This window comes from Leifsonia sp. NPDC058248 (genome assembly GCF_042881905.1).
Classification (GTDB): Bacteria; Actinomycetota; Actinomycetes; order Actinomycetales; family Microbacteriaceae; genus Leifsonia.
Window position 1 is genome coordinate 64,369 of record NZ_JBHVXB010000003.1, and the last position, 24,741, is coordinate 89,109.

The window sequence follows — 24,741 nt, forward strand, 5'->3', positions numbered from 1 at the left end:
TTACTGGTGGTTCGGGCCGTCGTCGTGACCGCCGTGGCCGCTGCTGCCGGAGTCGCCGCTGCCGCCGGAGTCGTCGCTGCCGGGACCGCTGTTGTCGTGGCTGCCCGTGTCGTCGCCACGGTCGCCGCCGTGATCGTCCCCGGGCTCGACCTCGCCGCCGTGATCGTCGCCGGGCTCGATCTCGCCGCGCACGTCGCCCCCGGTGTGCGGGTTGTCGTCCGGGTGCGGGTTGTCGTCGACCCGCGGTGAGGGAGCGGGGGAGGGGACGGCCGGCACGATCGGCGCCGGCACGACCGGCGGAATCGGGCGCGGAGTCGGGGTTGTGGTCGGAGCCGGGATCGAGGTGGGCGCCGACGTCGGGTCGTCGCTGGCGGTGCGGTTGCCGCCGTGGTCGTCGACGACCGTCGGCTGGGTCGCAGTGGCGGCGACGGCGACTCCGGCGCCCCCGGCCGTGAGCGCTGCCGCGACGATCGCGGAGGCGATGAGCTTCGAACGCTTGCTGGTGAGAACGGACATCGTTCGTCCTTTCGTCTGCGCCGCGTCGGCGGCGGGTGGTGACTGGCGGATTGCCATATCCCCACCTTCGCGGCCGACTCTAAGGTGACGGAAAGCTGGCGATGAGAGGTCTCTTAGCCGCGGCACAGGATGCGGCGCGCGAGCTTCGACTCAGCCGTCGTCGCTGCCGTGACCGCCGCTGCCGCCTTTGCCGCTGTTCCCGTTGTCTCCGCCGTGGTCGTCCGCGGGGACGGGCGTCGGATCCGGCACGGTGACCGCACCGGTCGGGGCAGGTGTCGGCGTCACAGCGGGTGTCCCACTCGGCGTGGGCGTCGGAGTCGCGCCGGTCACGTTCCCCACGGTCACCCCGCTGACTCCGACGGATTCGCCGGGCTGATCGGGCAGGCCCGTGGAGACGGCGACGAACACAGCGGCGGCTGCGAGAAGGATCACGGACGCGGCGGCACCGAGCGCGAACGCCCAGCGGCGCGGTCGCCTCTGCTGCTCCATCGTGTCTTCCGATCCCGCCCGAGTCCGATCCCGCCGGGTCCGGTCCCGCCGATTCCGTGCCCGTCTGTGGCTGTCCCGTCCATTGTCCCCTTCGGAGCGCCGGCGATCACCGCCCGGGGATGAGAATGTTCTTATCGCCCAGCCGAACAGACGCCCATCGCCGACGCCACGAGAGGACGACCATGACCGAAGCCGTGACCGACCGGACCACGAGCATCCGCCGCGCAACCCCCGCCGACGCCGAGGCGGTCCTCCAGCTCTTCGACGACGCCATCGCCTGGTTCGTCCGGATCGGCAACGACGGCCAGTGGGGGCGGGAGCCCTTCTCGTCGCAGCAACGGCAGGTCGACCGGGTGACCGGATGGTGCGGCGAGCCGGGCGCGTGGGTAGCTGAGCATCCGGAAGCCGGGGTGTGCGGTGCCCTGGTGCTCGGGGAGGCCACCGACTATGTTCCGCCGGCGACGGAGCCCGAGCTCTACGTGAAGGTGCTCATCGGGTCGCGCGACCCTCGTGCGAAGGGGACCGGCCGCGGACTGCTGGCGTTCGCGGATGATCAGGCGCTGGCCGCGGGCGTCGACCTGCTTCGGGTGGACTGCTACGCCGGCGGCACCGGCGACCTGGTGCGGTTCTACGAGGCGTGCGGCTACACGCGCACCGACAGCTTCACGGTCGGGGCGTGGCCGGGCCAGGTGCTGGCGCGCCGGCTGGATCGCTGAGGCGCCAGCATCCGGATGCTCAGCCGCGCAGCTCGGCGACCCGCGCGTTCGCCCAGCGGAGCTTGCGCTCCTCCTGCAGGGCGAGGCCGCCCTCGTGCCCGTTGAACGGGTACACGACGATCTCCTTCGCGGCCGGATAGGCGTTGTAGGCGGCGAACACCGTCGACGGCGGCACGATCTGGTCCATCAGCGCCACCGAGAACAGGGCGGGCGCGTCGGCCGATTCGACCAGATTGACGCCGTCGAAGTTGGAGAGCGTGTCGAGCACCGTCTCGACGGCGTCTCGATGCACCCGCAGGTAGCTCGCGATCTCGGCGAACGGGTTGTCGTCCGTGATGGTGATGGCCCGCTCGAAGTGGCACAGGAACGGCACGTCGGCCATCACTCCGGCCAGTCCCGGCACGAGACCCGCGACGGCCAGGCCGATCCCGCCGCCCTGGCTGCCTCCGGTGGCGAACACCAGACCGGGGTCGACGAGGTCGAGTCCGCGCACCGCCTCGATCGCGCGCACCGCATCCGTGAAGAGGCGCCGGTAGTAGTAGGTGTCACGATGGCGGATGCCGCGGGTCATGAACCCCGGATGCTCGGGCTCGGCCGCGCCGTGCAGCGCGTCCGCGGTGTCCCCGGCACTCCAGCCCGAACCCTGACCGCGGGTGTCCATCACGAAGTGCGCGTAGCCGGCCTGCGCCCAGCCGGACGGCTCGCCGGCGAGTCCGCGTCCGCCGCCGTAGCCCACGAACTGCACCACGGCCGGCAGGGTGCCCGGCTCGCTCCCGCGCGGCACGCGCAGCCAGCCCCGGATGCGGTCGCCGGCGAATCCGCTGAACTCGACGTCGAACGTGTCGACGAGCACGTACCCGGTGTCCACAGGCGTCAGGCGCACGTCGAGCGGATGCGCGGCGGCCTCGTCGAGGGTGCCGCGCCAGAACGCGTCGAGATCGGACGCACGCCGGACGGCCGGCGAGTAGGTGCGGAGTTGTTCCAGGGGCAGGTCGTAGAAGGCCAAGGCGGTATCCCATCGCGGTGGTCGGGGACGCGGTCGAGGACGCGGTCGTGAACGGAGGAGTCTGCGCCGAGCCTAGCCGCGCGGAGCCCAGCCGCGCCGCAGCATGCCGTCGAGGTGTCGGTCGTCGGAGAACTCCTCGACGCGCCACGGTCCGTTGGAGTCCTGCGACACCCGGGTCACCGACGCGTTTCCCACCACCCGCGTCACGAGGAACTCGTGCAGCTCCACCTCCGTGAAGCCCAGGAGAATGTAGAGGAAGAGGCTGACGACGGCGTCGTGCGTGAAGACGACGATCGGGCGTTCGTCGTCCCAGTCGACGTCGCTCATGAACGAGCGCAGACGCAGCGCCACATCCGTCCACGCCTCCCCGCCCGGCGGACGGTAGTAGAACTTGCCGAGCCGCCGGCGCCGTGCCGCCTCCTCCGGCAGCCGGACGTCGACGCCGAGGACGGTGAGAGTGTCGAGTATGCCGATCTCGCGGTCGCGCAGGCGTTCGTCGATCGTGAACGGAGCCGTGTCTCCGAGGGCGAGGCGCGCCGTGTCCTGCGCTCTCCGATACGGCGAGCTCCAGACCCGTGCATCCGCGGGCCGTCCGTCCAGCTCGGCGCTCAGCCGTTCGCCCAGCGCCGTCGCCTGCCGCTCGCCCAGCGCCGACAGAGGCACGTCGGCGTCGCGGGTCCCGACCGCGATGACCTCGAGGCCTGCCGCCTCCGCAGCAGTCGCCGCCACGTTGGCGGTGCTCTCTCCATGCCGGACCAGGATCACCGTTCGCGCCGTCATGCGCCGGAGTGTACGCCGAGAAGAGTTGAGGAACTCTTGGTCTTTTTCGCCGGGGTCGTCATACTGCGCTTATGAGGACTTTCGGGGTGGAAGAGGAACTCCTCCTGGTCGATGTGCACACCGGCCTGCCGCTCGCTCTCGCGCCGCAGGCGCTCGCGAACGCGCAGGAGTCCGGAGACGGTCCCGAGCTCGACTCGGAGATCCACCAGGAGATGATCGAGGCGCAGAGCCGGCCGCAGCTGACGACCACGGCCATCCTCTCCGACGTGGTCACCGGACGGACGCGCGCCGACTCGCTCGTAAGGCCGTTCGGGGCACGGGCGGCGGCCCTCGCGATGTCGCCGATGCATGTGCGCCCCCATCCGACCGTCAACAGCCGCTACGGCACGATGCTGGAGCATTACGGGATCACCGCACGGGGGACCCTCGTCTGCGGCTGTCACGTGCACGTGTCGATCGAATCGCGCGAAGAAGGCGTCGCGATCCTCGACCGCATCCGCAACTGGCTGCATGTGCTCCTCGCGCTCAGCGCCAACTCGCCGTTCGCCAACGGTGTGGACACCGGCTACGCGAGTTTCCGTTTCGCTGCCTGGCACCAGTGGCAGGTGGCCGGCCCCACGGACGTCTTCGGCTCGGTCGACGCATACGACACCTACGAGCAGGTGCTGGTCGACACAGAAGTCATCCTCGACCCCGGGATGCTCTACCTCGACGCCCGGCTCTCGCGCAAGCAGCCGACCGTGGAGGTGCGGGTCGCCGACGTCTGCCTCGACGCCCGCGACACCGCGATCCTCGCCGCCCTCGTGCGAGCCCTCGTCGACACGGCCGCCGAGGAGTGGCGTGCCGGGATCCCTCCGGTCTCCATCCCGTCAGCGGCTCTGCGCCTGGCCGGCTGGCAGGCGGCGCTCACCGGCGTGGCCGGCCGGCTGCCGCATCCGGAGCATGGACGCGGGGGTGACGCGCGGGAGGCCGTGGCGGCCCTGGTCGCCCACGTCGACCGCGCGCTGGTCGCGAACGGCGATGAGGTCGAAGTCCGCGAAGGACTGAAGCGGATGCTCACGACCGGCGGCGGAGCGGGCCGGCAGCGCGAGGCGTTCGGGCGTCGCGGGCACCTGCGCGACGTCGTCGAAGAGGCGGTGGCGGTGACGCACGCCTCGGGCGGTGCGGCGGCCGGGGCCGGATTGTCGGTGGCCTGAGGCGTCGCCGCTGGTCGTCGGGCGTCATTCTGCGTCCCGAGCCTTCCTGCACGCCCGGAACACGCCTATCCTTACGGCCATGTCGGGGAAGGAATTGGCGCATCAGCATGCGGTGTACAGCTACGGCGCACTGCCTCTGACGCTCATGTACAGTCCCACCGCCGCGGCCGCCTGGGAGGTCTACTACGGCGGCGAATATCTCGGGCTGGTCGAAGAGGTGCGCGTGCCCGGCGAGTTGTGGCCGACCTTCCGCGCCCAGCTGCCCGGCGAGGAGGAGCTCGGCGACGGCTCCACTGTGCGCGACTGGCGGATCGCCGTGGAGATGCTGGCTGCTCAGGCGGGGTTGTGATCGGCGCGAGCGCTGTGTCGGTCAGTTGGTCGGCGCGACGAGAGTCGAGCGGAGTTTCGCGATCGTCTCGGCGTCGATGCCGAGCCCGTCGGTGAAATAGGTCTCGACGTCGCCGTAGGTGCGTCTCATCTCGTCCATGGCGGCTTCGAGGTACTCGCGCTGCACACCGAGAACCGGCATCAGCAGTGCGGGGTCCCCGCCTGCCGCGGCGAATCGATCGAGGATGGTCTGCAAAGACGGCAGCAACTGCTCGTTCGTCAGCAGGTAGTCCTCCATGACGTCGTCGTACCCGACGCCGAGGAGAAGGAGAAGGGCGGCCGCGCCCCAGCCTGTGCGGTCCTTGCCGGTGGTGCAGTGGAAGACGGCCGGCACCATCGACGGGTCCGCCAGGTCGGTGAAGAACTCGCGATAGCCGTTCACGGCGCTCGGCAATGCGATGAGCTCGCGGTACGCCCCTTCGAACAGGGCGACTGCCTTACCGCCGCCGAGGAGCGCCTCGGCAGCGGCCGGGTCGCCCAGCACGGCGAGGAGTTGCGCGGGGGCGGCGCCGGTCCGGTCGGCGAAGATGTCGACGATGACGTAGCCCGTGCCCTCGGGCACCGTGTTCGGCTGCTGGTCGCGTTCGTCCTCGGTGCGCATGTCGAAGACCGTGCGGATCCCGAGGTCGGCGAACGCTTTCGCATCCGGCCCCTCGAGATCGGAGAACTCCGCCGACCGATACACCTGACCGCGACGCACTGTTCCGTTCGACGTGCTCCAGCCGCCGAGGTCTCGCAGATTGGGCACCGTGGCGATCGCAATGCTCGCGCCGGCCGCCGGTGTCGTGTTCCCGGATGACTCATTCGTCATGATCCCGCCTTCTTCTCTGTCACCGGTGTCCCGGCGCGGGGCCGAGAGGCACGAGCGCGACGCTAATTCGGCCGCCGCGCGTTCACATCACCCCTTTCGGATGAAGAACGCGCCCGCAGCGAAGACCGCGGGACGTGTGACGTTCTCCCCGGTCGCGGGATGACCCGGCATCCGGTGGCCGCTCGTTGGCAGGATGTCGGTGGCACGTTGTCGGTGGCCCGACCCATCATGGACACATGACGAAGACCGGGCCATCGATGCGGCATGCCCAGGGGAGGGCCGGCAGCGCCGCCGTCGCGGCGCTCGTCCCGTCCTCGTCGCCGGCGCCCGCAGCGCAACCGGCAGTCGCGCACGGCCACCTCGGCCTGGCCGGCGGCACCGCACTGTACGTCGCTGCGGTCCTCGGCACCGGGGTCCTGGTGCTGCCGGCGCTCGCCGCTGCCGCGGCCGGTCCCGGCGCCATCCTCGCCGTCGCCGCACTCGCCATCATCTCCATCCCGCTGGCGTCCACGTTCGCCGCGCTGTCGAGACGGCATCCGGATGCCGGCGGCGTCGCTACGTTCGCGCGACGCGCCTTCGGTCCGACCTCCGCGCGGGTGATCAGCTACTGGTTCTTCTTCGGAACACCGATCGGGGCGCCGATCGCCGCGCTCATGACGGCGCGCTACGTCGTCGCGGTGGTCGGCGGCGACGCTCTCACCACGACGCTCATCGCGATCGGACTGATGGTCATCCCCGTGATCGTGACGGCCTTCGGCGTTCGATTCGCGGGCTGGCTGCAGCTGGTGCTGTCGGCCGCCCTCGTGGCGGTGCTGGTGTTCGTGCTCGCCGCCGCCGTCCCGCACGGGGAGCCGGCCAACCTGCAGCCGCTGCTCCCGCACGGCTGGGAGGGCGTCGGCCTCGCGATGAGCCTCTACATCTGGGCGTTCGCGGGCTGGGAGGCAGTGGCGGGCATCGGCGGCGAGTTCCGCAACCCCCACCGCGACATCCCGCGGGCGACCGCCCTGGCGCTGGTCATCGTGTCGGTCGCGTACCTCGCGATCCAGACCGTGACGGTGCTCGTGCTCGGCGCAAGCGCCTCGACGAGTCAGGTGCCACTGCTCGACCTCGTGGTCGTGTCCACCGGCCGCGGCGGCGGCATCATCGTCGCGGTCATCGCCGCCATCGTGGTGACCGGCGTCTTCAACGCATACCTGGCTGCGTTCAGCAAGCTCGGCGCCGCGATGGGACGCGACGGCGACCTGCCCCGCTGGTTCGGCCGGGGCGCGGAGAACGGGGGAGTGGCCCGCCGCGGCCTGCTGCTCTCCGCCCTGGTCATGGCCGCGTACTCGGTGGTCGTGCTGGCCAGTGGCGATCTCCAGCCGTTCATCCTCGTCCACACGAGCATCGCTGCTGCGGTGTACGCGGTCGGCGTCGCGTCGGCGCTCGTGCTGCTGCCCCGCTGGTCGTTCGGCTGGTGGATGGCCCTGCTGTCCTGCGTGTTCGCCGCCGGGCTCCTGGTCCTCGCCGGCTGGCATCTGGTGTTCCCGGTGGGCCTCGCGGCGATCGCCGTGCTGGTCGGACTGGTCATGCGCTCGCGGCGCCGCCCGGTGGTCGGCTCGGAAGCGTCTGCCGTGGTCTCCGCCGGAACTCCCTGACGACGCACTGCCGCCGCGCGGGCCGTCCCCCTGCATCATGGCGTCCCCATGCATAATGGGGGAATCAACCGCCGCTGGGGAGCGTGCGACCGATCGAACGGGTTTTCGTGACACACGAACAGCCGCAGGGCAGAGCAGCGAGCATGCGGGATGTCGCGCGCCTCGCCGGGGTGTCGCACCAGACCGTCTCCCGGGTGATCAACGGTCATGCGAGCATCCGGGACTCGACGCGTGACCGCGTGCTTCACGCCATGGACGAGCTGCGCTACCGGCCGAACCGTGCCGCCCGCGCCCTCGTCACGGCGCGGTCGAACACGATCGGCGTGCTCGCCTCGTCCGCCGCCTCGCTCTACGGGCCGGTGTCGAGCATGGGGGCGATCCAGGATGCGGGGCGCGAAGCCGGCTACAACGTGACCGTCGCGCACCTCGGCGACCTGACACGCGAAGGCATCGCCGCCGGGCTCGAACACCTGATCGCGCAGGCCGTCGAGGGCATCATCGTCATCGCGCCGCAAGACCGCGTGCTCGACGAGATCGGCGCGATCGACGTCGGCGTGCCGTACGTGACATTGCAGGCCGGGCACGAGTATGCGGACAGCGAGCTCTCCGTCGACCAGACGGCCGGCGCCCGAGCGGCCACGCGGCACCTCATCGACCTCGGCCACGAGCGCATCGTCCACCTGACCGGGCCGATCGAATGGATCGAGGCGCTGGCCCGGCTGCGCGGCTACGAGCAGGAGATGGCCGCGGCCGGCCTCACGGTGCCGCCGCCCGTCACAGGCGATTGGACGAGCGAGCGCGGTTACACGGCCGGCCTCGAACTGCTCGCCGACCGGGCGGTCACGGCGGTCTTCGCCTCCAACGACCAGATGGCGCTCGGCCTCTACCATGCGGCGCACGAGCTGGGACGGGATGTTCCGGGAGACGTCAGCGTGGTCGGGTTCGACGACATCCCGGAGGCGGCCCACTTCTGGCCGCCCCTCACGACGGTGCGGCAGGACTTCACCGAGCTCGGGCGGCGCTGCGTCGCCCGCCTGCTGGCCGAGATCGAGGGGCACGCCGAGCCGACGCCGGGGAACATCCAGCCGGAGCTGATCGTGCGGTCGTCGACGCGAGCGCTGTAGGGGTCAGGCGTCGGGCGGTCGGCGGTCAGGCGTCGGGCGGTCGGCGGTCGGGCGTCGCGGTCGGCGGTCAGGCGTCGGGCGGTGGGGCTGCGAGCGGTGGCCGGTGCGCTGCGGCTGCGTCGGCGTCCGCATCGATCCAGCGCCGCGGGCCGGGCCCTTCGGCACCCAACTCATCCGACGGATTCTGCAGCGCGCAGGTGCGCAGACTGAGGCAGCCGCATCCGATGCAGCCGGTCAGGTCGTTGCGCAGGTGCTCCAGACTCCGGATGCGCTCGTCGAGTTCATCGCGCCACAGCCGCGACAGCCGCGCCCAGTCCTTCTTGGTGGGGGTGCGTCCTTCTGGCAGCGAGTCCAGGGCCGTGCGGATGTCGGCCAGCGGCACCCCGACACGCTGTGAGACCCGGATGAACGCGACCCGCCGAAGCACGTCGCGCCGGTAGCGGCGCTGGTTTCCTGCGGTGCGTTCGCTCCCGATCAGCCCCTGCCGCTCGTAGAAGTGCAAAGCTGAGACGGCGACGCCGCTCCGGGCGGAGAGGTCGCCGACGCTGAGAACCGGTTCCTTCGTCGTCATTGACCTCAACCATAGTTGAGGTTCTAAGCTCGCACCATGAGCACGGAGAATGTCGATATGACCACATCCCCCAAGCAGAGCGGCCCGGCATCCGCCGACCTCCCGCCGCCCGGCGGCGTGCTCAGCGCCCCCTACCGCTGGGTGAGCATCGGGATGTGCGCCCTCATCATGCTCTCGGCCTTCGAAGCGCTGGCCGTCACGACGATCATGCCGACGATCAGCCGCGAACTCGACGGCGCCGGACTCTACGCGTTCGCGTTCGCCGGTCCTCTCGCCGTGAGCGTGGTCGGCATGGTGCTCGCGGGGGCGTGGTCCGACCGGGGCAGCCCGCGCAACGCGCTCTTCGCATCCGTCGGCCTGTTCGTCGTCGGGCTGGTGATCGCCGGAACGGCCACGAGCATGGGCGTCTTCGTCGCAGGTCGCCTCGTCCACGGGCTCGGGGGCGGCGCGCTGACCGTGGCGCTCTACGTGATCGTGGCGCGCGTCTACCCTCCCGTGCTGCATCCGCGGATCTTCGCAGGATTCGCAGCCGCCTGGGTCATCCCGTCGCTGATCGGTCCGGTGATCGCCGGCCTGCTGGCCGACACTGTCGGCTGGCGGTGGGTGTTCCTGGGCGTGGTGGCCCTGGTGGCGCTCGCCATGCTGATGGTCGTCCCTGCGATGCGCGGGGTGCACGCACCGGATGCCAGCCAGGAGCGCGCCCCGTGGAACGTCCGCCGCATCGGCTGGGCCCTCCTCGTCGCCGGATCGGTGCTCGTGCTGAACCTCGCCGCCGAGGCCCGCGGTCCCGTGCAATGGATCGCGCCGTTCGTCGGGGTGCTGGTCGCATTGTTCGCATTGCGGCCCCTGATGCCTGCCGGGATGCTCCGCGCCGGTCGTGGCCTGCCGAGCGTCATCCTGTTGCGCGCGATCGTCGCGGGAACCTTTTTCGCGTCCGAGGTCTATGTGCCGTACCTGCTGGTCAGTCAGCACGGACTGTCGCCGACGATCGCCGGTCTGGCGCTGACGGCCGCCGGGCTGAGCTGGGCCGCCGCGTCGTGGGTGCAGGGACGGTTCCCGGCTATCACGCATCGCACGGCGGCGTACCTCGGTGCGGTCGGGCTGTCCCTCGCGGTCGCGTCACTCCTCGTGACGGCGGTCTTCGGGCTGTCTCCGGCGGTCGTCATCGTCGGCTGGGCGTTCGCGGGCGCGGGCATGGGACTGCTCTACCCGAGGCTCGGCGTGCTCACCCTCGAGTACTCGACGATCGAGAACCAGGGCTTCAACAGTTCGGCGCTGTCGATCGCGGACTCGATCGGGTCGGCGATCGCCCTCGCCGTGACCGCGATCGTCTTCTCGGCGCTCGCACCGCTCGGCGGCGGCTGGCCGTTCGCCGGGGCGTTCGCCTGCACGGCGCTGCTGTGCGTCGCCGCCTTCGCCGCCGGGCCGCGCATCCTGCGCCGCTGAGCGGCTGCGCCGGCGCCAGCCCAACCGGGCCGTCGTTTGGCACCAGATGTCGTCGACGCGCCCGGGATGACGACATCTACTGGCAAACGACGGCCGACCGCGGGTGATCGCCGGCCCCCAGACTCCCCGCGCCGGCGCAGGACGGCTCCCGATTCCCGGGATCCGAGCGACAGCCGGCCACCGGCGCGGGGACACCGCGGAATACGACTCCGGATGCTCGTGCACGAAGCCCCTCGTCTTCGGCGCCCGACTCCGCTGGATGCTCGCGATCCGACCGCCGTGCGTCACGTCGGGACACGGTGGGCATCCGCATTCCCAGGGCTGCGGGGGTTCGGTAGGCTGGGGCGGTGAGCGATACTCAGAGCGACGCAGGGCCGCGTCGGCCCGTCACGCTCGACGACGTCGCCCGCCACGCCGGGGTGTCGCAGCCCACGGCGTCGCGCGTCCTGAACGGCAGCGACCGCAAGGTCGCCGAGAGCTACCGCAAACGTGTGACCGACGCCGCCCGCGAGCTCGGCTACACGCCCAACCTCGCCGCGCAGGTCATCGCGCGCGGCAGCTCCCGCACCGTCGCTCTCATCATCAGCGGGATCTCCGACCCCTACTTCTCTGCGATGGCCGCCGCCATCATGCGGCAGGCCGAAGCATCCGACCTGCGGGTCTCCATCGCCGTCACCGACCGGAGGGTCGACCGCGAACTCGACCTCGTCCGCGAACTGCGCGGCCAGCAGCCGCAGGCCATCATTCTGGCCGGAACAGGCTATGTGGACCCGCCCTCCGGCGACCAGCTCGTCGCCGAGCTGCACCGCTTCGAGGAGACCGGCGGCCGGGTCGTGCTCATCAGCCGCAGCGACCTGCCATTCGAGACCGTCGCCTTCGACAACCACGAGGGGGCGCGTCAGCTCGCCGCCGAGCTCGCGACGCTCGGCTACCGGCGCACCCTGGTGCTGGGCAGTGCGACGCCCCTGCTGTCGATGCAGCAGCGCGTCGAAGGCTTCGTCGCCGGCATGGCGGAGTCGGGCGCCGACGGGATCGACACCGTCGTGCGGCATCCGGAGTTCAGCTGGGAGGGCGCGCGCGACCACATCCTCGGCATGGACGACGACGAGCTCCAGCGCCTGCAGCTCGTCTTCGCGATCACGGACGACATGGCGCTCGGAGCGATCGCCGGGCTGCGCGCCCGCGGGCGACGCATCCCCGACGACATCGCGGTGGCCGGCTTCGACGACATCACGACGCTACGGGATGTGGTCCCGCCGCTGACCACCGTGCACGTCGCCCTCGACGCGGTCGCCAAGGAGGCGATCAAGCGGGCGCTCACACCCGACGGCCACGTGAGCACGGTCCCCGCCTACCCGATCATCCGCGCCAGCACCCCCGCCGTCAGCACGCGCCAGGTCGTCGGGTGACCGAGGGCGCCCCCACGCTGTCGCAGGTCGCCGCGCACGCCGGCGTCTCGCTCGCCACCGCATCCCGAGCCCTCAACGGCAGCGCGCGCACGGTGAACGCCGACCTCCAGGCTCGGGTGCTCGCCTCCGCGGCGGCACTCGGCTACAGCGCCAACGTGCAGGCCCAGGCGATGGCGCGCGGCACCAGCAACACCGTGGCCGTCGTGGTCGGCGACATCGCCGACCCCTACTTCTCGTCGATCGCGTCGGGCGTGATCCGGGTGGCGGATGCCCGCGGACTGATCGTCACCCTCACGGCCACCGGGGCGGACGCCTCCCGCGAAGCGGCGATCCTGGGCGCGCTGAAAGGGCAGCGGCCGCGGGCGGTCATCCTGGCGGGCAGCCGGATGCTCGACGCCGACACCGCCGAGCTGGACGCGGTCGAGCGCGGCGGAGCACGGGTTGCATTGATCGGCTCGGAGCTGCCGGGAGTGCGCTCGGTGGGCATCCGGAATCGCGAGGGCGCCGCCGACCTCGCCCGCGCGCTGGTCGGCCGCGGCTACACGGACTTCGCGGTGCTCGCCGGCCCGCAGAACCTGCTGACGGCGCGGGACCGCACGGCCGGCTTCCTCGACGTGGTTCCGGATGCGCGGGTGGTGACGGGCTCGTTCTCGCGCGACGGCGGCTACCGGACGATGGCCGCGCTGCTCGCCGACGGCGTCCGACCCGGATGCGTGTTCGCTGTCACCGACGTGATGGCGGTCGGTGCGATGGCCGCGCTCCGCGATGCCGGCCTCGCCCCCGGAGCGGACGTCGCGGTGGCCGGCTTCGATGACATCCCGCTGGTGCAGGATGTGACGCCGTCGCTCAGCACCGTCGCGCTGCCGCTCGCCGAGATCGGCGCCCGTGCTCTCGAGCTCGCCCTCGCCGACGAGCCGGATGCAGCGCTCGCCGCACCGTTCGCCGGCACGGTCGTCCTGCGCGCATCCACGCCGGAGTGCGTGCGCGGCTGACTCCGGAGATCTGAGCGGATCGGCTGCTCGCCGGACTGCTGCTCCGGACATCCGGAAGCTTTCCGCATCCCGGTTCCGGAGTTGCCGACGCCAGTCTCTGCCCTGGCGGGCGGCGCGAGCAATTCCGGAGGACCCAGCCGAAATGGTCCCTCAACTCCGGATGAACGCTCCGACACGCCACCGACCGCGCGAATCCTCCGGAGTTGCCGACCTGAATTCAGGAGCCGCCGGCCTAGATCTTGACGCCGCCCGAGATCAGGTCGATCTTCCAGTAGCGCTGCAGCGAGAGGAACAGGATCGCCAGCGGCACGATCGACACCAGGACGCCCGCGATCACGATCGAATACTGCGCCGCCTGCCCACCGGTGATGATCATCAGTCCGTACAGGCCGAGCGTCAGCGGGTAGAGCTGGTCGTTGTTGATCATCACGAACGGCAGCAGGAAGTTGTTCCAGATGCCGATGAACTGCAGCAGGAACACCGTCACCAGTGCCGGCATCATCAGCCGCGATCCGACCGACCAGAAGATCCGCCACTCGCTGCCGCCGTCGATGCGCGCCGCCTCCATGATCTCGTCCGGCACCGAGGCCTCCGCGTAGATCTTGCAGAGGTAGATCGCGAACGGCGAGACCAGCTGGGGCAGGATGACCGACGCATAGTTGTTGGTCATCCCGAACTTCGCGAGCAGCAGGAACTGCGGGATCGCCAGCATGATCTGCGGCAGCAGCACGGCCGCCACGATCAGCCGGAACGTCCACCGGGACCCGCGGAACGTGTACTTGCCGAGCGCGTAACCGGCCGCCCCGGCGATCACCGTCGACAGCACCCCTCCGCCGACGGCGTAGATCACCGAGTTGAGCGCCCAGCGGCCGAAGATTCCGTTGTTATAGGTGAACAGCGCCTGCATGTTGGTCCAGAAGCCGCCGTTGAACACGGGCAGGAAGGCCGGCGTCGAGAACAGCTCGTCGTTGGTCTTGGTCGACGCGATGACGATCCAGAGCACCGGGAGGACGCAGTACAGGGCACCGATGATCAGGATGACCGTCGGGATGATGTGCAGCCCGGTGCGGGTGCGGAGCGGGCGGGCATCCGGAGCCGTCGTGCGGCCGCCGGCCGTGGTGGTGAGCGTGGTCATTTGGTCTCCCTCCGCGAGAAGCGCCGTCCGACGACGTTCACGAGCACCGTCGCGGTGACGGTCATGATGATGAGGATGAACGACGTCGCCGCACCCTCGTAGATGCTGTTGTTGACGAACGCGTCGGTGTACACGCGCATCAGCGGCACCCAGGTGGACGAGATCGCGTTGGCGAGCGGCTTCAGGGTGGTCGGCTCGTTGAACAGCTGCAGCGCGCCGATCACTGAGAACAGGGCGACCATCGTGATGGCCGGGGCGATGAGGGGGAGCTTCACACGCAAGGCGATCTGCAACTCGGATGCCCCGTCGAGCTCCGCCGCCTCGAACAGGTCCTTCGGCAGGCTGCGCACGGCGGTGTACAGGATCACCATGTTGAACCCGACGACACCCCAGACGGCCACGTTGGCCACGGAGAAGTAGATGCCGGTCGTGCCGAAGTAGTCGATGATCTGGCCGCCGATCGGGCTGGTGGCCGGCAGGTACATGAAGCCCCAGAGCAGCGAGGCGACGACTCCGGGAACCGCGTACGGCAGGAAGATCGCGAGCCGGGAGAAGCCGACCAGCCGCGTCCGCTTGGCGTCCAGGCACAGCGCGAAGAGGGTGGCGAAGAAGATGGTGAGCGGCACGCCGATGACGGCCACGATGAGCATCCGGCCGAGGCTCGCCCAGAACTCCGGGTCGGCGAGCGTGGTGATGTAGTTGGCGAAGCCGGCGAACACCTCGGTGGTCCCGCCGGCGCCGAGCAGGCCGCCTCCGACCTTGACCTGCAGGAAGCTGAGGACGATCGCGTAGACGGCCGGTGCGATCGTGAACAGCACCAGCAGGATCACGGCCGGGGCCACGAGCACGATCGGCAGGATGCTCTTGCGGCGGCGCGGGCGCGGCTGCCCGCCCGTGTCGCGCGCGCCGGATGCGGTGTCACGGGATCGTGGGCGGGATGCGCCCGCGCGCGGCGGCCCCGACGCGGTGCTGTCTCCGATGACGGCCATTCTGTTTCTCCTCAGGGGTGGGAGGTGGAGCGTGGTGCGACGCCGGCGGCCGAGTCGTGCTCTGGCCGCCGGCGCCGGTTCGTGGCGATCGGTCGGGTCGGCGGGGTCAGCCCGTGACCTTGAATCCGATCTTCTTCATGTCGGTCACCGTGTCGGTCTGCATCTTGTCGAGCGCGGCGGAGAGCTGCGTCTTATTCTGCAGGGCGGCGGCGAACGAGTTCGAGTACGAGTCGAACGTCACGTTCGCGTTCGGTCCCCAGATGTCGAAGGTGCGGACACCCTTGGCCGCGGTGGCCATCAGCGCGTTGTAGTCGGGCTGGTTGGACATGAACGGCGGCGGGGTCTGCAGCTGCGGCAGCGACTGGTTCGGGATGCTCGCGGGGAAGACCTGCACGTTCGTGATCAGCGAGCTGACGCCGTCCTTGGACGAGTTCATCCACTTCACGAACTTGGCCGCTTCGGCGGGGTGCTTCGAGTTGGTGGTCACCGACTCGGTCTCGCCGCCCCAGATGCCGACCGTGTCGTCACCTGCGGTCCAGGCGGGAAGCGCGGCGGCCACCCACTTTCCGGCGGTGTCCTTCGCGATCGACGGGAGCTGGTTGGGTCCCCACTGCGCGCCCACCCAGCCGACGAGCGTGCCGTTGTTCATGTCGGTGTTCCACTGCGCCGACCAGTTCGGCTCGGGGCTGACGACTCCCTTGCTGATCAGTCCGCCCCAGAAGTCGGCGACCTTCTTGCTCGGGGCGTCGTTGATCGCGACGGTCCACTTGTCGCTGCCCGAGGTCGTCCACCAGTTGGCCCCCGCCTGCTGCGCGAGACCGGCGAACCAGCCCGGGTCGGCCGCGGTGAAGTTGCCGATGTACTTCTTCGGGTCGGCCGCGTGGATCTTCGCGGCGTCGGCGGCGTACTCGTCCCAGGTGGTGGGCGCCTTCAGGCCGAGGGAGTCCCAGATGTCCTTGCGGTAGAAGAACACCATTGGGCAGACGTTCTGCGGGACGCCGTACGTCTTGCCCTCGAACTGCACCTGCGAGAGGTCCGACTTCGAGAAGTCGCCGGACAGGTCGCCGACGTACTTGTCGATCGGGATGACGACGTTGTTCGCGATCAGGGCGGGGAGCGCCTGGTACTCGACCTCGGTCACATCCGGGTTCGTGCCGGCCTTGTTGTTGGTGATGAGCTTGTTGTAGAGCGTGTAGCCGGTTCCGGACGGCTTGGTCAGCTTCACCTGGATGTTCGGGTTCGCCTTGTTCCACTCGTCGACGACGGCCTGCATGCCGCCGTCCCAGTTGACGAAGCTCAGGGTGACCTTGCCGCCGGAGCCGGCACTGGCGTTGTCGCCGGAGCCCGTGCTCGAGCATCCGGTCAGGACCGTCGCCGCGGCGGCGAGGACGCCGACCGTTGCGCCGAGAGTCCTCAGCGTTGACTTTCTCACTGTGTACATCTCCTTTGATGGGGTTGTGCGTGCGTGGTGCGGGACAGGATCGGTGGTCGTCAGCGCGACTCGGCCCAGGCCGGGTAGCTCGTCGGTGTGGTCTGGAGGCCGATCCATTGCCGATGGGTGAATCCGGCGAGCTGTCCCTCGCCACCGTGCCGGGCGTAGCCGTCGTTCACGTGCACCTCGTTGCTCTTGACCTGTTCGGCGAACGCGAGACCCCGCATCGGGTCTCCCGTGAACACCGAGTTCATGAGCGTGCGGTGCCGGTTGACGAGGGCGAGCGCCTCGGCTTCGGAGTCGACCACGGTGATCGGCATCACCGGGCCGAAGATCTCTTCGGTGAAGACCGGCATCTCGGGGGTGACCCCGGTGAGCACGGTCGGCTGGTAGAAGAGGCCGTCGTGGCCGCCGCCGACGGCCACTGCGGCCCCGGCGGAGATCGAGGGCCGGACGAGTCCGTCGTGGAACCGGCGCAGCTGCGTCTCGCTGATGATCGGGCCGAGGTCGACGTCGTCATCGAGGGGGTTGCCGACGCGCAGCTTCCTGACGCGTTCGACGACTGCCTCGGTGAAGGCGTCGGCGGCCTCCCGCATCACGATGTGGCGTCCGGCGGTGATGCAGGTCTGGCCCTGATACCAGAGCGCGGACCACACCGCGCAGCTGGCGGCCTGGTCGATGTCTGCGTCGTCGAGCACGACGAAGGCGTTGTCGCCGCCGAGTTCGGTGGCGACCGGCTTGAACGAGCGGGCGGCGAAGTTCGCGATCTGGTGTCCGACCTCGAACGATCCGGTGAAGTGCACCAGGTCGAGCTCCGGATGCTCGGAGAGCGTGCGACCGGTCGTGGGCCCGTCGCCGGGCACGACGTTGAACACGCCGTCCGGCACTCCGGCGGCCTGCGCCGCCTCCGCCAGGATCTGCCCTCCCGCGATCGGCGTGAGCTCGGCCGGTTTGAGCACGACGGCGTTGCCGTAGGCGAGGCCGGGCGCGAGGGCGCGCATCGCGAGGCTCATCGGGTAGTTCCACGGCACGATCAGGCCGATCACGCCGAGCGGCACGGCCCGGGAGAGCGAGATCTTGCCGTCTTTGTACGGCGGCAGGATCGATCCGGCGTTCTCGGTGAGCTGCGTCGCCGAGTTGAGCAGCTGGGTGATCGCCTGGCCGAGTTCCTCCTCGGCCTTCTCGGCGGTGCCGCCGGTCTCGCGGATGATCAGCGTGATGAGCTCGTCGTGTCGCGACTGGAGCTGGTGGGCGAACTCCCGGATGATCTCGCTGCGGCTGTTCGCGTTGACCGCGCCCCAGCCGGGTTGAGCCGCCTTGGCCACCCGGACCGCGCGGTCGACCTGCGCCTGCGAGGCGTTGCCGTAGGTGCCGAGCGGCGTGCCCGACGCTTTGTCGAGCACGGGGAGGCCGTCGCCGGCCTCAGGGCGCTCCCAGCGGCCGTCGATGAAGACCTGGGCGTGGTATTCGCGGATTTCGTGCATTCGTGCCTCCGGGCGCGTAGGAAGTGTGGCTGTCTCATCGAGAATCTCAGGCAACGGCGATCAGAGCTTCTTTCGTCACAGGATGTTCGGCGGGTTCCCCGGCCACGAACAGCTCCACCTCATGCCGGGCGCATTCGCCCAGGCGGCGGAGCTCGGTGCCGAGCGCCCCGGCCACATGTGGGGTGAGGATCACGCCGTCGAGGCGGCGAAGGGGATGGTCGGCGGGGAGGGGCTCGGGGTCGGTGACGTCGAGGACGGCGCGCAGGCCGCGCTCGCGGACGGCGGACTCCAGGGCATCCTGGTCGACGATCGGCGCCCGCGCGGTGTTGATCACGGTGGCGCCGTCGGGCAGCAGGGCGAGCTGGTCGCGTCCGACCATCCCGACCGTCTCGGGCAGCAGGGGAGCGTGGACGCTGACGATCGTGGACTGGGCGAAGAGCTCGTCGAGGCCCACGCGGCGCGACTGGGCGAGCACGGGATCGCCGTCGGCGAGGTACGGATCGTAGAGCAGCACTTCGAGGTCGAACGGCTGGAGGAGTTCGATCACCCGGCGGCCCACGCGGGAGGCGCCGACGATGCCGACGGTGCGGTTGTAGTTGCCGACAGCCGGGTCGGCCGCCGCGTCGTAGACGGCGGGATCGGCGGCGTAGCCGCGGATGGAGTCGGGGACGCGCTTGCCGGCGAGGAGGATCATCGCGAGCGTGTACTCGGCGACGGGGTAGGCGTTGGCGCTGGCGGCGCTGGTGACCCGGATGCCGCGGTCCCAGGCCAGGTCGTCGAGGTGGCCCTTGACCGTTCCGGCCGCGTGGACGACCGCAGTCAGCCGGGGCATCGCCGCGAGTTCGGCCGGCCCGATCTGCGGGCTGCCCCAGCCGGTGATGAGCACGTCGATCTCCGCCAGGCGTTCGGCCGGGACGGCGGTGAAGTCGTCGAGGGTGTGCGCGGTGTCGAGGTCGAGGAGGCCGGCGAGGGCGACGAGGTCGTCGTCGGAGAAGAGGAGCGCGGGCAGGTCGGCGCGCATGGCGAAGGCGGCGACGGGCTTGCGTCGTTCTGTCATCGTCGACTCCTCAGGGGCTGCCACCGGGGGAGTTCCGGTGACGGGATTGCGCATTCCCAGAATGCGCATTCCCCATCTTGAGTCCTCGCCGGGCATTCGTCAAGCCTGACTTTCTGAGAGTCGCGCGACGCCCTCTGAGAGTCCCGGAAGCTGCGGGGCGGGGCGGCCGCCGCGCCGGCCGGTCAGCGAGCGGGGCGACCGGCGGTCAGCCAGCGGGCGGCACGCTCGACGATGGCGCGATGAGACGCCGAATGGTACGAAGCGCTGTCGTGCCCGAGCGCGTCGTAGACCACACGGGCGTCGCCGTAGGTGCGCGCCCAGAGCAGCGGATGCTCGGCGCCGTCGTGCTCGTGCGTCGCCAGCGGCACCAGGTCGGGCTGCGTGCGCAGATACGTGTAGCGCTCGTCCTGGAGCTCGAAGTCGTCGAGTCCGGCGACGATCGGGTGGGCATCCGGATGCACGTGGATGCGCGCCGTGCCGTAGTCCGGGTGCATGCTCGTGCCGCGCACCCACACGCCGCCCAGGATTCCCTCCCACTCCGGGACCCCGTGCAGGGACGTCGATGTCACGTGCATCGCCAGCAGCGGCCGGCCGTTCGCGAGGTACGCGAGCAGGCCGTCGCGACCCTTCCGCTCAGCGACCGGCTCCGGATGCTCGGGAGCGGTGTTTTCGGGGTCGCCGATGTTGAGCACCAGGAGGTCGGGCGCATCCGGGCCGCCCAGTGCGGCCATCCGGGCGTCGACCTCGTCGGAGACTTCGACGTCGAAGCCCGCGTCGCGGAGGATCCCCGCGAGCTGTGCCGAGGTGTCGGCGAACGGATGCCAGGGGTCGGCGTATCGTCCGGCGCCGCTGAGGATGAGGGCTCGCTGGGTCATGGACCGATGGTAAGCGCTTTCTCGCCAGCCGTGTCCGCGAGAGATGGGAGACGTGCCGCTCGCGGCGGGAACGGGGGCCGTTCGGCACCTCTCATTGACGCGCCGAAGAGCGCGCGCTACTCTCGGGTGGGCGCTCGGTAAGCGCTTTCCATCAGCGGATAGGAAGGAGTTCCAGTGTCAGAGTCGACCATCGGCATCATCATGAACGGCGTCTCGGGGCGCATGGGGTACCGCCAGCACCTGCTGCGCTCGATCCTCGCGATCCGAGAGCAGGGCGGGGTCGTCAGTGCCGACGGAAGCCGGGTGCAGGTCGAGCCGATCCTCGTCGGGCGCAGCGAGGCCAAACTCGCCGAACTCGCCGCCCGGCACGGCGTCGAGCACTACACGACCGACCTGGATGCTGCGCTCGCCGACGACCGCTGGCAGATCTACGCCGACTTCCTGGTGACGACGGCCCGAGCATCCGCGATCAAAAAGGCGATCGCCGCGGGCAAGGCGGTCTACACCGAGAAGCCCACCGCCGCGAGCTTCGAGGAAGCGCTCGAGCTGGCGCGCCTCGCCAGGGACGCCGGAATCAAGAACGGCGTCGTCCACGACAAGCTCTACCTGCCCGGCTTCCGCACCCTCAAGCGGCTCATCGACTCCGGATTCTTCGGCCGGATCCTGTCGGTGCGGGGCGAGTTCGGCTACTGGGTGTTCGAGGGCGACTGGCAGGCCGCCCAGCGACCCAGCTGGAACTACCGCGCCGAGGACGGCGGAGGCATCGTCGTCGACATGTTCCCGCACTGGAGCTACGTGCTCGAGAACCTGTTCGGCCGCGTCGAGTCGGTCTACGCCAGAGCAGTGACCGAGATCCCCGAGCGTGTCGACGAGAGCGGCGCGAGCTATGAAGCCACGGCGGATGACGCCGCGTACGCGATCTTCGAACTGGAGGGCGGGATCACGGCGCAGCTCAACTCCAGCTGGACCACCCGCGTCAACCGGGACGAGCTCGTCGAGTTCCAGGTCGACGGCACCCACGGCAGCGCTGTGGTCGGGCTTTTCGGCTGCAAGATCCAGCCCCGGAACGCCACGCCCAAACCGGTGTGGAACCCCGACATCGCCGACGGGCACGACTACGACGCCGACTGGATCGAGTCGCCGGCGAACGAGACGTTCGAGAACGGGTTCAAGACGCAGTGGGAGGAGTTCATCCGCCACGTCGTCGACGACGGACCCAACCCGTACGACTTCCTCGCGGGCGCGCGGGGCGTGCTGCTCGCCGAACAGAGCCTGATCTCCTCGCGCGAAGGCCGCCGCATCGACCTCCCCGAGGTGACCCTATGAGCGACCTGACCCTGCTGAACGGGGACGGCGGCACCGCATCCGTCGCCCTCGCGGACGCCCCCGCGTTCACGAAGCCGGCCGCTTCGCTCACCTCGCGCACCGCGTACGCCGCCGCCCACGTGGTTCCGAAGCCGTGGGCCGAGAACGTGCCGGGCGCCCCCGCCGACATCGACTGGGATGCGACGCTCGCGTTCCGGCGCCATGTCTGGTCGTGGGGGCTGGGCGTGGCCGACGCGATGGACACCGCACAACGCAACATGGGGTTGGATGCCCGCGCGACGCGCGAGCTCATCACCCGCAGCGCCGCCGAGGCCCGCTCCGTGGGAGGCGCCCTCGTGGTCGGCGTCAACACCGACCACGTCGACGACGAGGTCATCTCGCTCGACGCCGTGATCGACGCCTACACCGAGCAGCTGCAGTTCACCGAGGACGCGGGCGCCGGAGTCGTCCTGATGGCCAGTCGCCACCTCGCCCGCGTCGCCACCTCGGCCGCCGACTACGAACGGGTGTACCGGGCGGTGCTGCAGGCAGCCTCGACCCCGGTCATCCTGCACTGGCTTGGGGTCGCGTTCGATCCGGCGCTCGCCGGATATTTCGGGTCGCCGGATCCGACGGTGGCGAGCGAGACGGTTCTGCGCATCATCGGCGACAACGCCGACCGGGTGAGCGGCATCAAGCTGAGCCTGCTCGATGCGGACGCCGAGATCGCCCTGCGCTCCCGCCTCCCCGAGACGGCCGCGATGTTCACCGGCGACGACTTCAACTACGTGCGGCTGATCGAAGGCGACGAGTCGACGCGCTCGGATGCTCTGCTCGGCGCCTTCGCGGCCCTCGCCCCCAGCGCATCCGCGGCCATTCAGGCGCTCGACGCCGGCGATCGCGCCCGGTATCGCGCGGTGCTCGCCCCGACCGAGGCGCTCTCGCGGCAGGTCTTCGCCGCGCCGACGTTCTATTACAAAACGGGTGTCGCCTTCGTGTCCTGGCTGAACGGGCACCAGGAGTCGTTCACGATGATCGGCGGCCTGCACGCGGCCCGGAGCCTGCCGCACCTCTCCGAGATCGTGCGCCTCGCGAACGGATGCGGCGCCCTCGAGCATCCGGAGCTCGCCGCCGACCGCTGGCATAGCCTCCTGCGCCTGAACGGGCTCCCCGCATGACCGCCGCCGCACCCGGAGCCGACCCGCAATCGAGTCCTGACTTGATGGGTCGAACGGGCGCCGCAAAGGCCAGCAAGTCCGGACTCGACGAGGTGGGCGGCGCGGAGGTGGGCGCGCGCAGTGCGGCGCATCGGCGGTTGTCGATCAACCAGGCAACGATCAAGTACGCGTCGCTGGAGGACGCGCTGCGGGTCACCGCGGCGGCCGGCGTGCAGAGCATCGGCTTGTGGCGCGAGTCGGTCGCAGAGGTCGGCCTCTCGGAGGCCGTCGCCCGCGTGTCCGACTCGGGGCTGCGCGTTTCGAGCCTCTGCCGCGGCGGCTTCTTCACCGCGGTCGAAGGCGCCGCCCGCCGGGCCTCCATCGACGAGAACCGCCGCGCCATCGACGAGACCGCGACGCTTGCGGCCGCCGGTGCTGACGGCTCCGCCGCCGTCCTCGTCCTGGTTGCAGGCGGACTGCCCGCCGGATCGACCGACCTGCCGGGCGCCCGTCAGCGGGTCCGCGACGCGGTCGCCGAGCTCGAACCCGAGGCACGGGCATCCGGTGTCACCCTCGCCCTCGAGCCACTGCACCCGATGTACGCCGCCGACCGCGCCGTGCTCTCGACGCTTGGTCAGGCCCTCGACGTCGCCGCAGAGTTCCCGGCGGAGTCGGTGGGCGTCGTGGTCGACACGTTTCATGTCTGGTGGGATCCGCAGGTGATCGAGCAGATCGCCCGGGCCGGGGCAGAGGGACGGATCGCGAGCTTCCAGGTGTGCGACTGGGTCACGCCGCTCCCTCAGGATGTGCTGCTGGCGCGCGGGATGATGGGAGACGGCCACATCGATTTCGGCCCGCTCAGCCGGGCCGTCACGGCCGCCGGATACATCGGCGACATCGAGGTCGAGATCTTCAATCAGGCGATCTGGGACGCCGATCCGGCCGCCGTCGTCGCGCGAACTGTTCGAGCCTTCGCCGAATCCGTGACACTGTAGAGGAATGCCATACACCGTCGTCATCGCGCCCGACTCGTTCAAGGGTTCGGCGTCGGCCCCTGCAATTGCTTCGGCACTGGGGGAGGGATGGTCCTCGGTCCGCCCCGACGACCGTGTCGTGCTCGCTCCCATGGCCGACGGAGGCGAGGGCACGCTCGACGCGTTCGAGCAAGCGGTGCCCGGATCCCAGCGACGGCGACTGACCGTGCTCGGCCCGACCGGGGTCGACGTCGAGGCGTCGTGGCTCATGCTCCCCGACCGCACAGCCGTGGTCGAGCTCGCCGAGACGAGCGGCCTTGCGCATCTGAGCGAGTTCGCCCCGCTCGACGCCCACACATTCGGCTTCGGCCAGGCGATCGCCGCAGCCCTCGACGCGGGGGCGATGGGACTGCTGCTCGCCCTGGGCGGGAGCTCGTCCACCGACGGCGGGGTGGGAGCCCTCGTGGCGCTCGGCGCGCGGTTCTCCGACGATGACGGGCAGCCCATCCGGCTCGGCAATCGCGGTCTCGGCACCCTCGCCCACGCCGACCTCTCGGGTCTGCCTGCGCTGCCGCCTGGCGGGGTGCGCATCCTCAGCGATGTCACCAACCCGCTGCTCGGATCGCTCGGCGCCGCGGCGGTGTTCGGTCCGCAGAAGGGGGCGACCCCCGAACAGATCGTCGAGATGGAGGCGGGACTCGAGCGTTTGGCGCGACTGCTCGGCCGTCGTCCGCACGAAGCGGGAACCGGGGCGGCCGGCGGCACCGGCTACGGACTGCTCGCCTGGGGCGCGACGCTCGCTCCCGGGGCAGCCGCGGTCGGGGAGGCGCTCGGCCTTCCGGAGCTGGTGAGGTCGGCGGATGCGGTGATCACCGGTGAGGGACGCTTCGACTCGCAGTCGCTCGCGGGAAAGGTGCCGGCGTACGTCGCCCGGCTCGCGAAGACGTCCGGCGTTCCGGTGCTGCTCGCCGCCGGTGCGATCGAGGCGCCGACGACCGCCTTCGCGGCCTCCGCCTCGCTCAGCGAGCTCGCCGGCGACCCGGCTTCTGCCCTCTCGGACGCACCGCACTGGGCCCACGCGGCGGGCGCCGCCCTCGCCCGGGCCTGATCACGCCGCGGCGCTGGCGCTGCCGTCACCGCTCCGTCATCCCACACCCACCCCACCGCTGAGTTGTTCCAAAGTGTAGGTGTTTTGGGGCGGTGAGTGGGACGATGAAGAAGATAGTGAAACAAAAACCCCACCCGTAGCCCCG

General features: G+C 70.3%; 24 protein-coding genes. 12 read left to right on the forward strand and 12 right to left on the reverse strand.

Features of this window, described 5'->3' with window-relative positions; genetic code table 11:
- Both ACFVV5_RS05725 and ACFVV5_RS05730 read right to left on the reverse strand, forming a co-directional pair.
- Complete coding sequence (locus ACFVV5_RS05725; protein ID WP_387240309.1) at positions 1-516, reverse strand: hypothetical protein; 516 nt, start codon at positions 514-516, stop codon at positions 1-3.
- 150 nt (positions 517-666) lie between these two features.
- Complete coding sequence (locus ACFVV5_RS05730; protein WP_387240312.1) at positions 667-1,005, reverse strand: hypothetical protein; 339 nt, start codon at positions 1,003-1,005, stop codon at positions 667-669.
- 182 nt (positions 1,006-1,187) lie between these two features.
- Here ACFVV5_RS05730 and ACFVV5_RS05735 point away from each other — a divergent pair, with 182 nt between their 5' ends.
- On the forward strand, positions 1,188-1,721 hold the full coding sequence (locus tag ACFVV5_RS05735; RefSeq protein ID WP_387240315.1) for a GNAT family N-acetyltransferase: 534 nt from the start codon (positions 1,188-1,190) through the stop codon (positions 1,719-1,721).
- Positions 1,722-1,740: 19 nt separating this feature from the next.
- Here the strand turns inward: ACFVV5_RS05735 and ACFVV5_RS05740 are convergent, their stop codons facing one another.
- Positions 1,741-2,727, reverse strand: a complete 987-nt coding sequence (locus tag ACFVV5_RS05740) for an acetylxylan esterase (RefSeq protein WP_387240318.1) — start codon at positions 2,725-2,727, stop codon at positions 1,741-1,743.
- Between the two features lie 72 nt (positions 2,728-2,799).
- A complete protein-coding gene (locus tag ACFVV5_RS05745; RefSeq protein WP_387240320.1) occupies positions 2,800-3,507 on the reverse strand; it encodes a histidine phosphatase family protein in 708 nt (235 codons plus the stop codon).
- Between the two features lie 71 nt (positions 3,508-3,578).
- Between ACFVV5_RS05745 and ACFVV5_RS05750 the strand changes: the two genes are divergently transcribed.
- Positions 3,579-4,703: a glutamate--cysteine ligase gene (locus ACFVV5_RS05750; protein ID WP_387240323.1), complete on the forward strand. Its 1,125-nt coding sequence runs from the start codon at positions 3,579-3,581 to the stop codon at positions 4,701-4,703.
- A gap of 79 nt (positions 4,704-4,782) precedes the next feature.
- Positions 4,783-5,052 (forward strand): hypothetical protein, encoded by a 270-nt coding sequence (locus tag ACFVV5_RS05755; RefSeq protein WP_387240326.1) that lies wholly within the window; start codon positions 4,783-4,785, stop codon positions 5,050-5,052.
- Between the two features lie 21 nt (positions 5,053-5,073).
- Here the strand turns inward: ACFVV5_RS05755 and ACFVV5_RS05760 are convergent, their stop codons facing one another.
- Positions 5,074-5,901, reverse strand: a complete 828-nt coding sequence (locus ACFVV5_RS05760) for a tyrosine-protein phosphatase (protein WP_387240329.1) — start codon at positions 5,899-5,901, stop codon at positions 5,074-5,076.
- A gap of 236 nt (positions 5,902-6,137) precedes the next feature.
- On the opposite strand from ACFVV5_RS05760, the gene ACFVV5_RS05765 reads away from it, so the two are divergent.
- On the forward strand, positions 6,138-7,538 hold the full coding sequence (locus ACFVV5_RS05765) for an APC family permease (RefSeq protein ID WP_387240332.1): 1,401 nt from the start codon (positions 6,138-6,140) through the stop codon (positions 7,536-7,538).
- A 143-nt stretch (positions 7,539-7,681) separates the two neighbouring features.
- A complete protein-coding gene (locus ACFVV5_RS05770) occupies positions 7,682-8,662 on the forward strand; it encodes a LacI family DNA-binding transcriptional regulator (RefSeq protein ID WP_387241299.1) in 981 nt (326 codons plus the stop codon).
- A gap of 67 nt (positions 8,663-8,729) precedes the next feature.
- Here the strand turns inward: ACFVV5_RS05770 and soxR are convergent, their stop codons facing one another.
- On the reverse strand, positions 8,730-9,233 hold the full coding sequence (gene soxR / locus ACFVV5_RS05775; RefSeq protein ID WP_387240335.1) for a redox-sensitive transcriptional activator SoxR: 504 nt from the start codon (positions 9,231-9,233) through the stop codon (positions 8,730-8,732).
- A gap of 57 nt (positions 9,234-9,290) precedes the next feature.
- Here soxR and ACFVV5_RS05780 point away from each other — a divergent pair, with 57 nt between their 5' ends.
- The 3 genes from ACFVV5_RS05780 to ACFVV5_RS05790 all read left to right on the forward strand — a co-directional run bounded on the left by ACFVV5_RS05780 (position 9,291) and on the right by ACFVV5_RS05790 (position 13,080).
- Positions 9,291-10,679 carry an MFS transporter gene (locus ACFVV5_RS05780; protein WP_387240338.1) on the forward strand — a complete coding sequence of 463 codons (1,389 nt, stop codon included), beginning with the start codon at positions 9,291-9,293 and terminating at the stop codon, positions 10,677-10,679.
- Positions 10,680-11,026: 347 nt separating this feature from the next.
- Complete coding sequence (locus ACFVV5_RS05785; RefSeq protein WP_387240341.1) at positions 11,027-12,088, forward strand: LacI family DNA-binding transcriptional regulator; 1,062 nt, start codon at positions 11,027-11,029, stop codon at positions 12,086-12,088.
- Positions 12,085-13,080, forward strand: coding sequence for a LacI family DNA-binding transcriptional regulator (locus ACFVV5_RS05790; protein ID WP_387240344.1), 996 nt, complete (start codon positions 12,085-12,087; stop codon positions 13,078-13,080). The genes ACFVV5_RS05785 and ACFVV5_RS05790 overlap by 4 nt, the downstream gene beginning before the upstream one ends.
- A 232-nt stretch (positions 13,081-13,312) precedes the next feature.
- On the opposite strand, the gene ACFVV5_RS05795 is transcribed toward ACFVV5_RS05790, so the two are convergent.
- The 6 genes from ACFVV5_RS05795 to ACFVV5_RS05820 all read right to left on the reverse strand — a co-directional run bounded on the left by ACFVV5_RS05795 (position 13,313) and on the right by ACFVV5_RS05820 (position 20,052).
- Complete coding sequence (locus tag ACFVV5_RS05795; protein ID WP_387240347.1) at positions 13,313-14,215, reverse strand: carbohydrate ABC transporter permease; 903 nt, start codon at positions 14,213-14,215, stop codon at positions 13,313-13,315.
- The gene (locus ACFVV5_RS05800; protein WP_387240350.1) at positions 14,212-15,204 is read right to left on the reverse strand and encodes a carbohydrate ABC transporter permease; all 993 of its coding nucleotides are present in this window, start codon (positions 15,202-15,204) and stop codon (positions 14,212-14,214) included. Before ACFVV5_RS05800 ends, ACFVV5_RS05795 begins: the two co-directional genes overlap by 4 nt.
- Positions 15,205-15,310: 106 nt before the next feature.
- A complete protein-coding gene (locus ACFVV5_RS05805) occupies positions 15,311-16,636 on the reverse strand; it encodes an ABC transporter substrate-binding protein (RefSeq protein ID WP_387240353.1) in 1,326 nt (441 codons plus the stop codon).
- Between the two features lie 59 nt (positions 16,637-16,695).
- On the reverse strand, positions 16,696-18,120 hold the full coding sequence (locus tag ACFVV5_RS05810) for an aldehyde dehydrogenase family protein (RefSeq protein ID WP_387240356.1): 1,425 nt from the start codon (positions 18,118-18,120) through the stop codon (positions 16,696-16,698).
- Positions 18,121-18,166: 46 nt separating this feature from the next.
- On the reverse strand, positions 18,167-19,177 hold the full coding sequence (locus ACFVV5_RS05815; protein ID WP_387240359.1) for a hydroxyacid dehydrogenase: 1,011 nt from the start codon (positions 19,175-19,177) through the stop codon (positions 18,167-18,169).
- Between the two features lie 182 nt (positions 19,178-19,359).
- Positions 19,360-20,052 (reverse strand): ThuA domain-containing protein, encoded by a 693-nt coding sequence (locus ACFVV5_RS05820; protein ID WP_387240362.1) that lies wholly within the window; start codon positions 20,050-20,052, stop codon positions 19,360-19,362.
- A 201-nt stretch (positions 20,053-20,253) separates the two neighbouring features.
- On the opposite strand from ACFVV5_RS05820, the gene ACFVV5_RS05825 reads away from it, so the two are divergent.
- From ACFVV5_RS05825 to ACFVV5_RS05840, 4 genes are read left to right on the forward strand one after another with little or no spacing between them, the layout of a single operon-like run.
- Positions 20,254-21,378: a Gfo/Idh/MocA family protein gene (locus tag ACFVV5_RS05825; RefSeq protein ID WP_387241302.1), complete on the forward strand. Its 1,125-nt coding sequence runs from the start codon at positions 20,254-20,256 to the stop codon at positions 21,376-21,378.
- The gene (locus tag ACFVV5_RS05830) at positions 21,375-22,535 is read left to right on the forward strand and encodes a dihydrodipicolinate synthase family protein (protein ID WP_387240365.1); all 1,161 of its coding nucleotides are present in this window, start codon (positions 21,375-21,377) and stop codon (positions 22,533-22,535) included. The genes ACFVV5_RS05825 and ACFVV5_RS05830 overlap by 4 nt, the downstream gene beginning before the upstream one ends.
- A 41-nt stretch (positions 22,536-22,576) precedes the next feature.
- Entirely contained in the window at positions 22,577-23,509 is a 933-nt protein-coding gene (locus tag ACFVV5_RS05835) for a sugar phosphate isomerase/epimerase family protein (RefSeq protein ID WP_387240368.1), read from the forward strand.
- Positions 23,510-23,513: 4 nt separating this feature from the next.
- Positions 23,514-24,596 carry a glycerate kinase gene (locus tag ACFVV5_RS05840; RefSeq protein WP_387240371.1) on the forward strand — a complete coding sequence of 361 codons (1,083 nt, stop codon included), beginning with the start codon at positions 23,514-23,516 and terminating at the stop codon, positions 24,594-24,596.
- Positions 24,597-24,741: the final 145 nt, after the last annotated feature.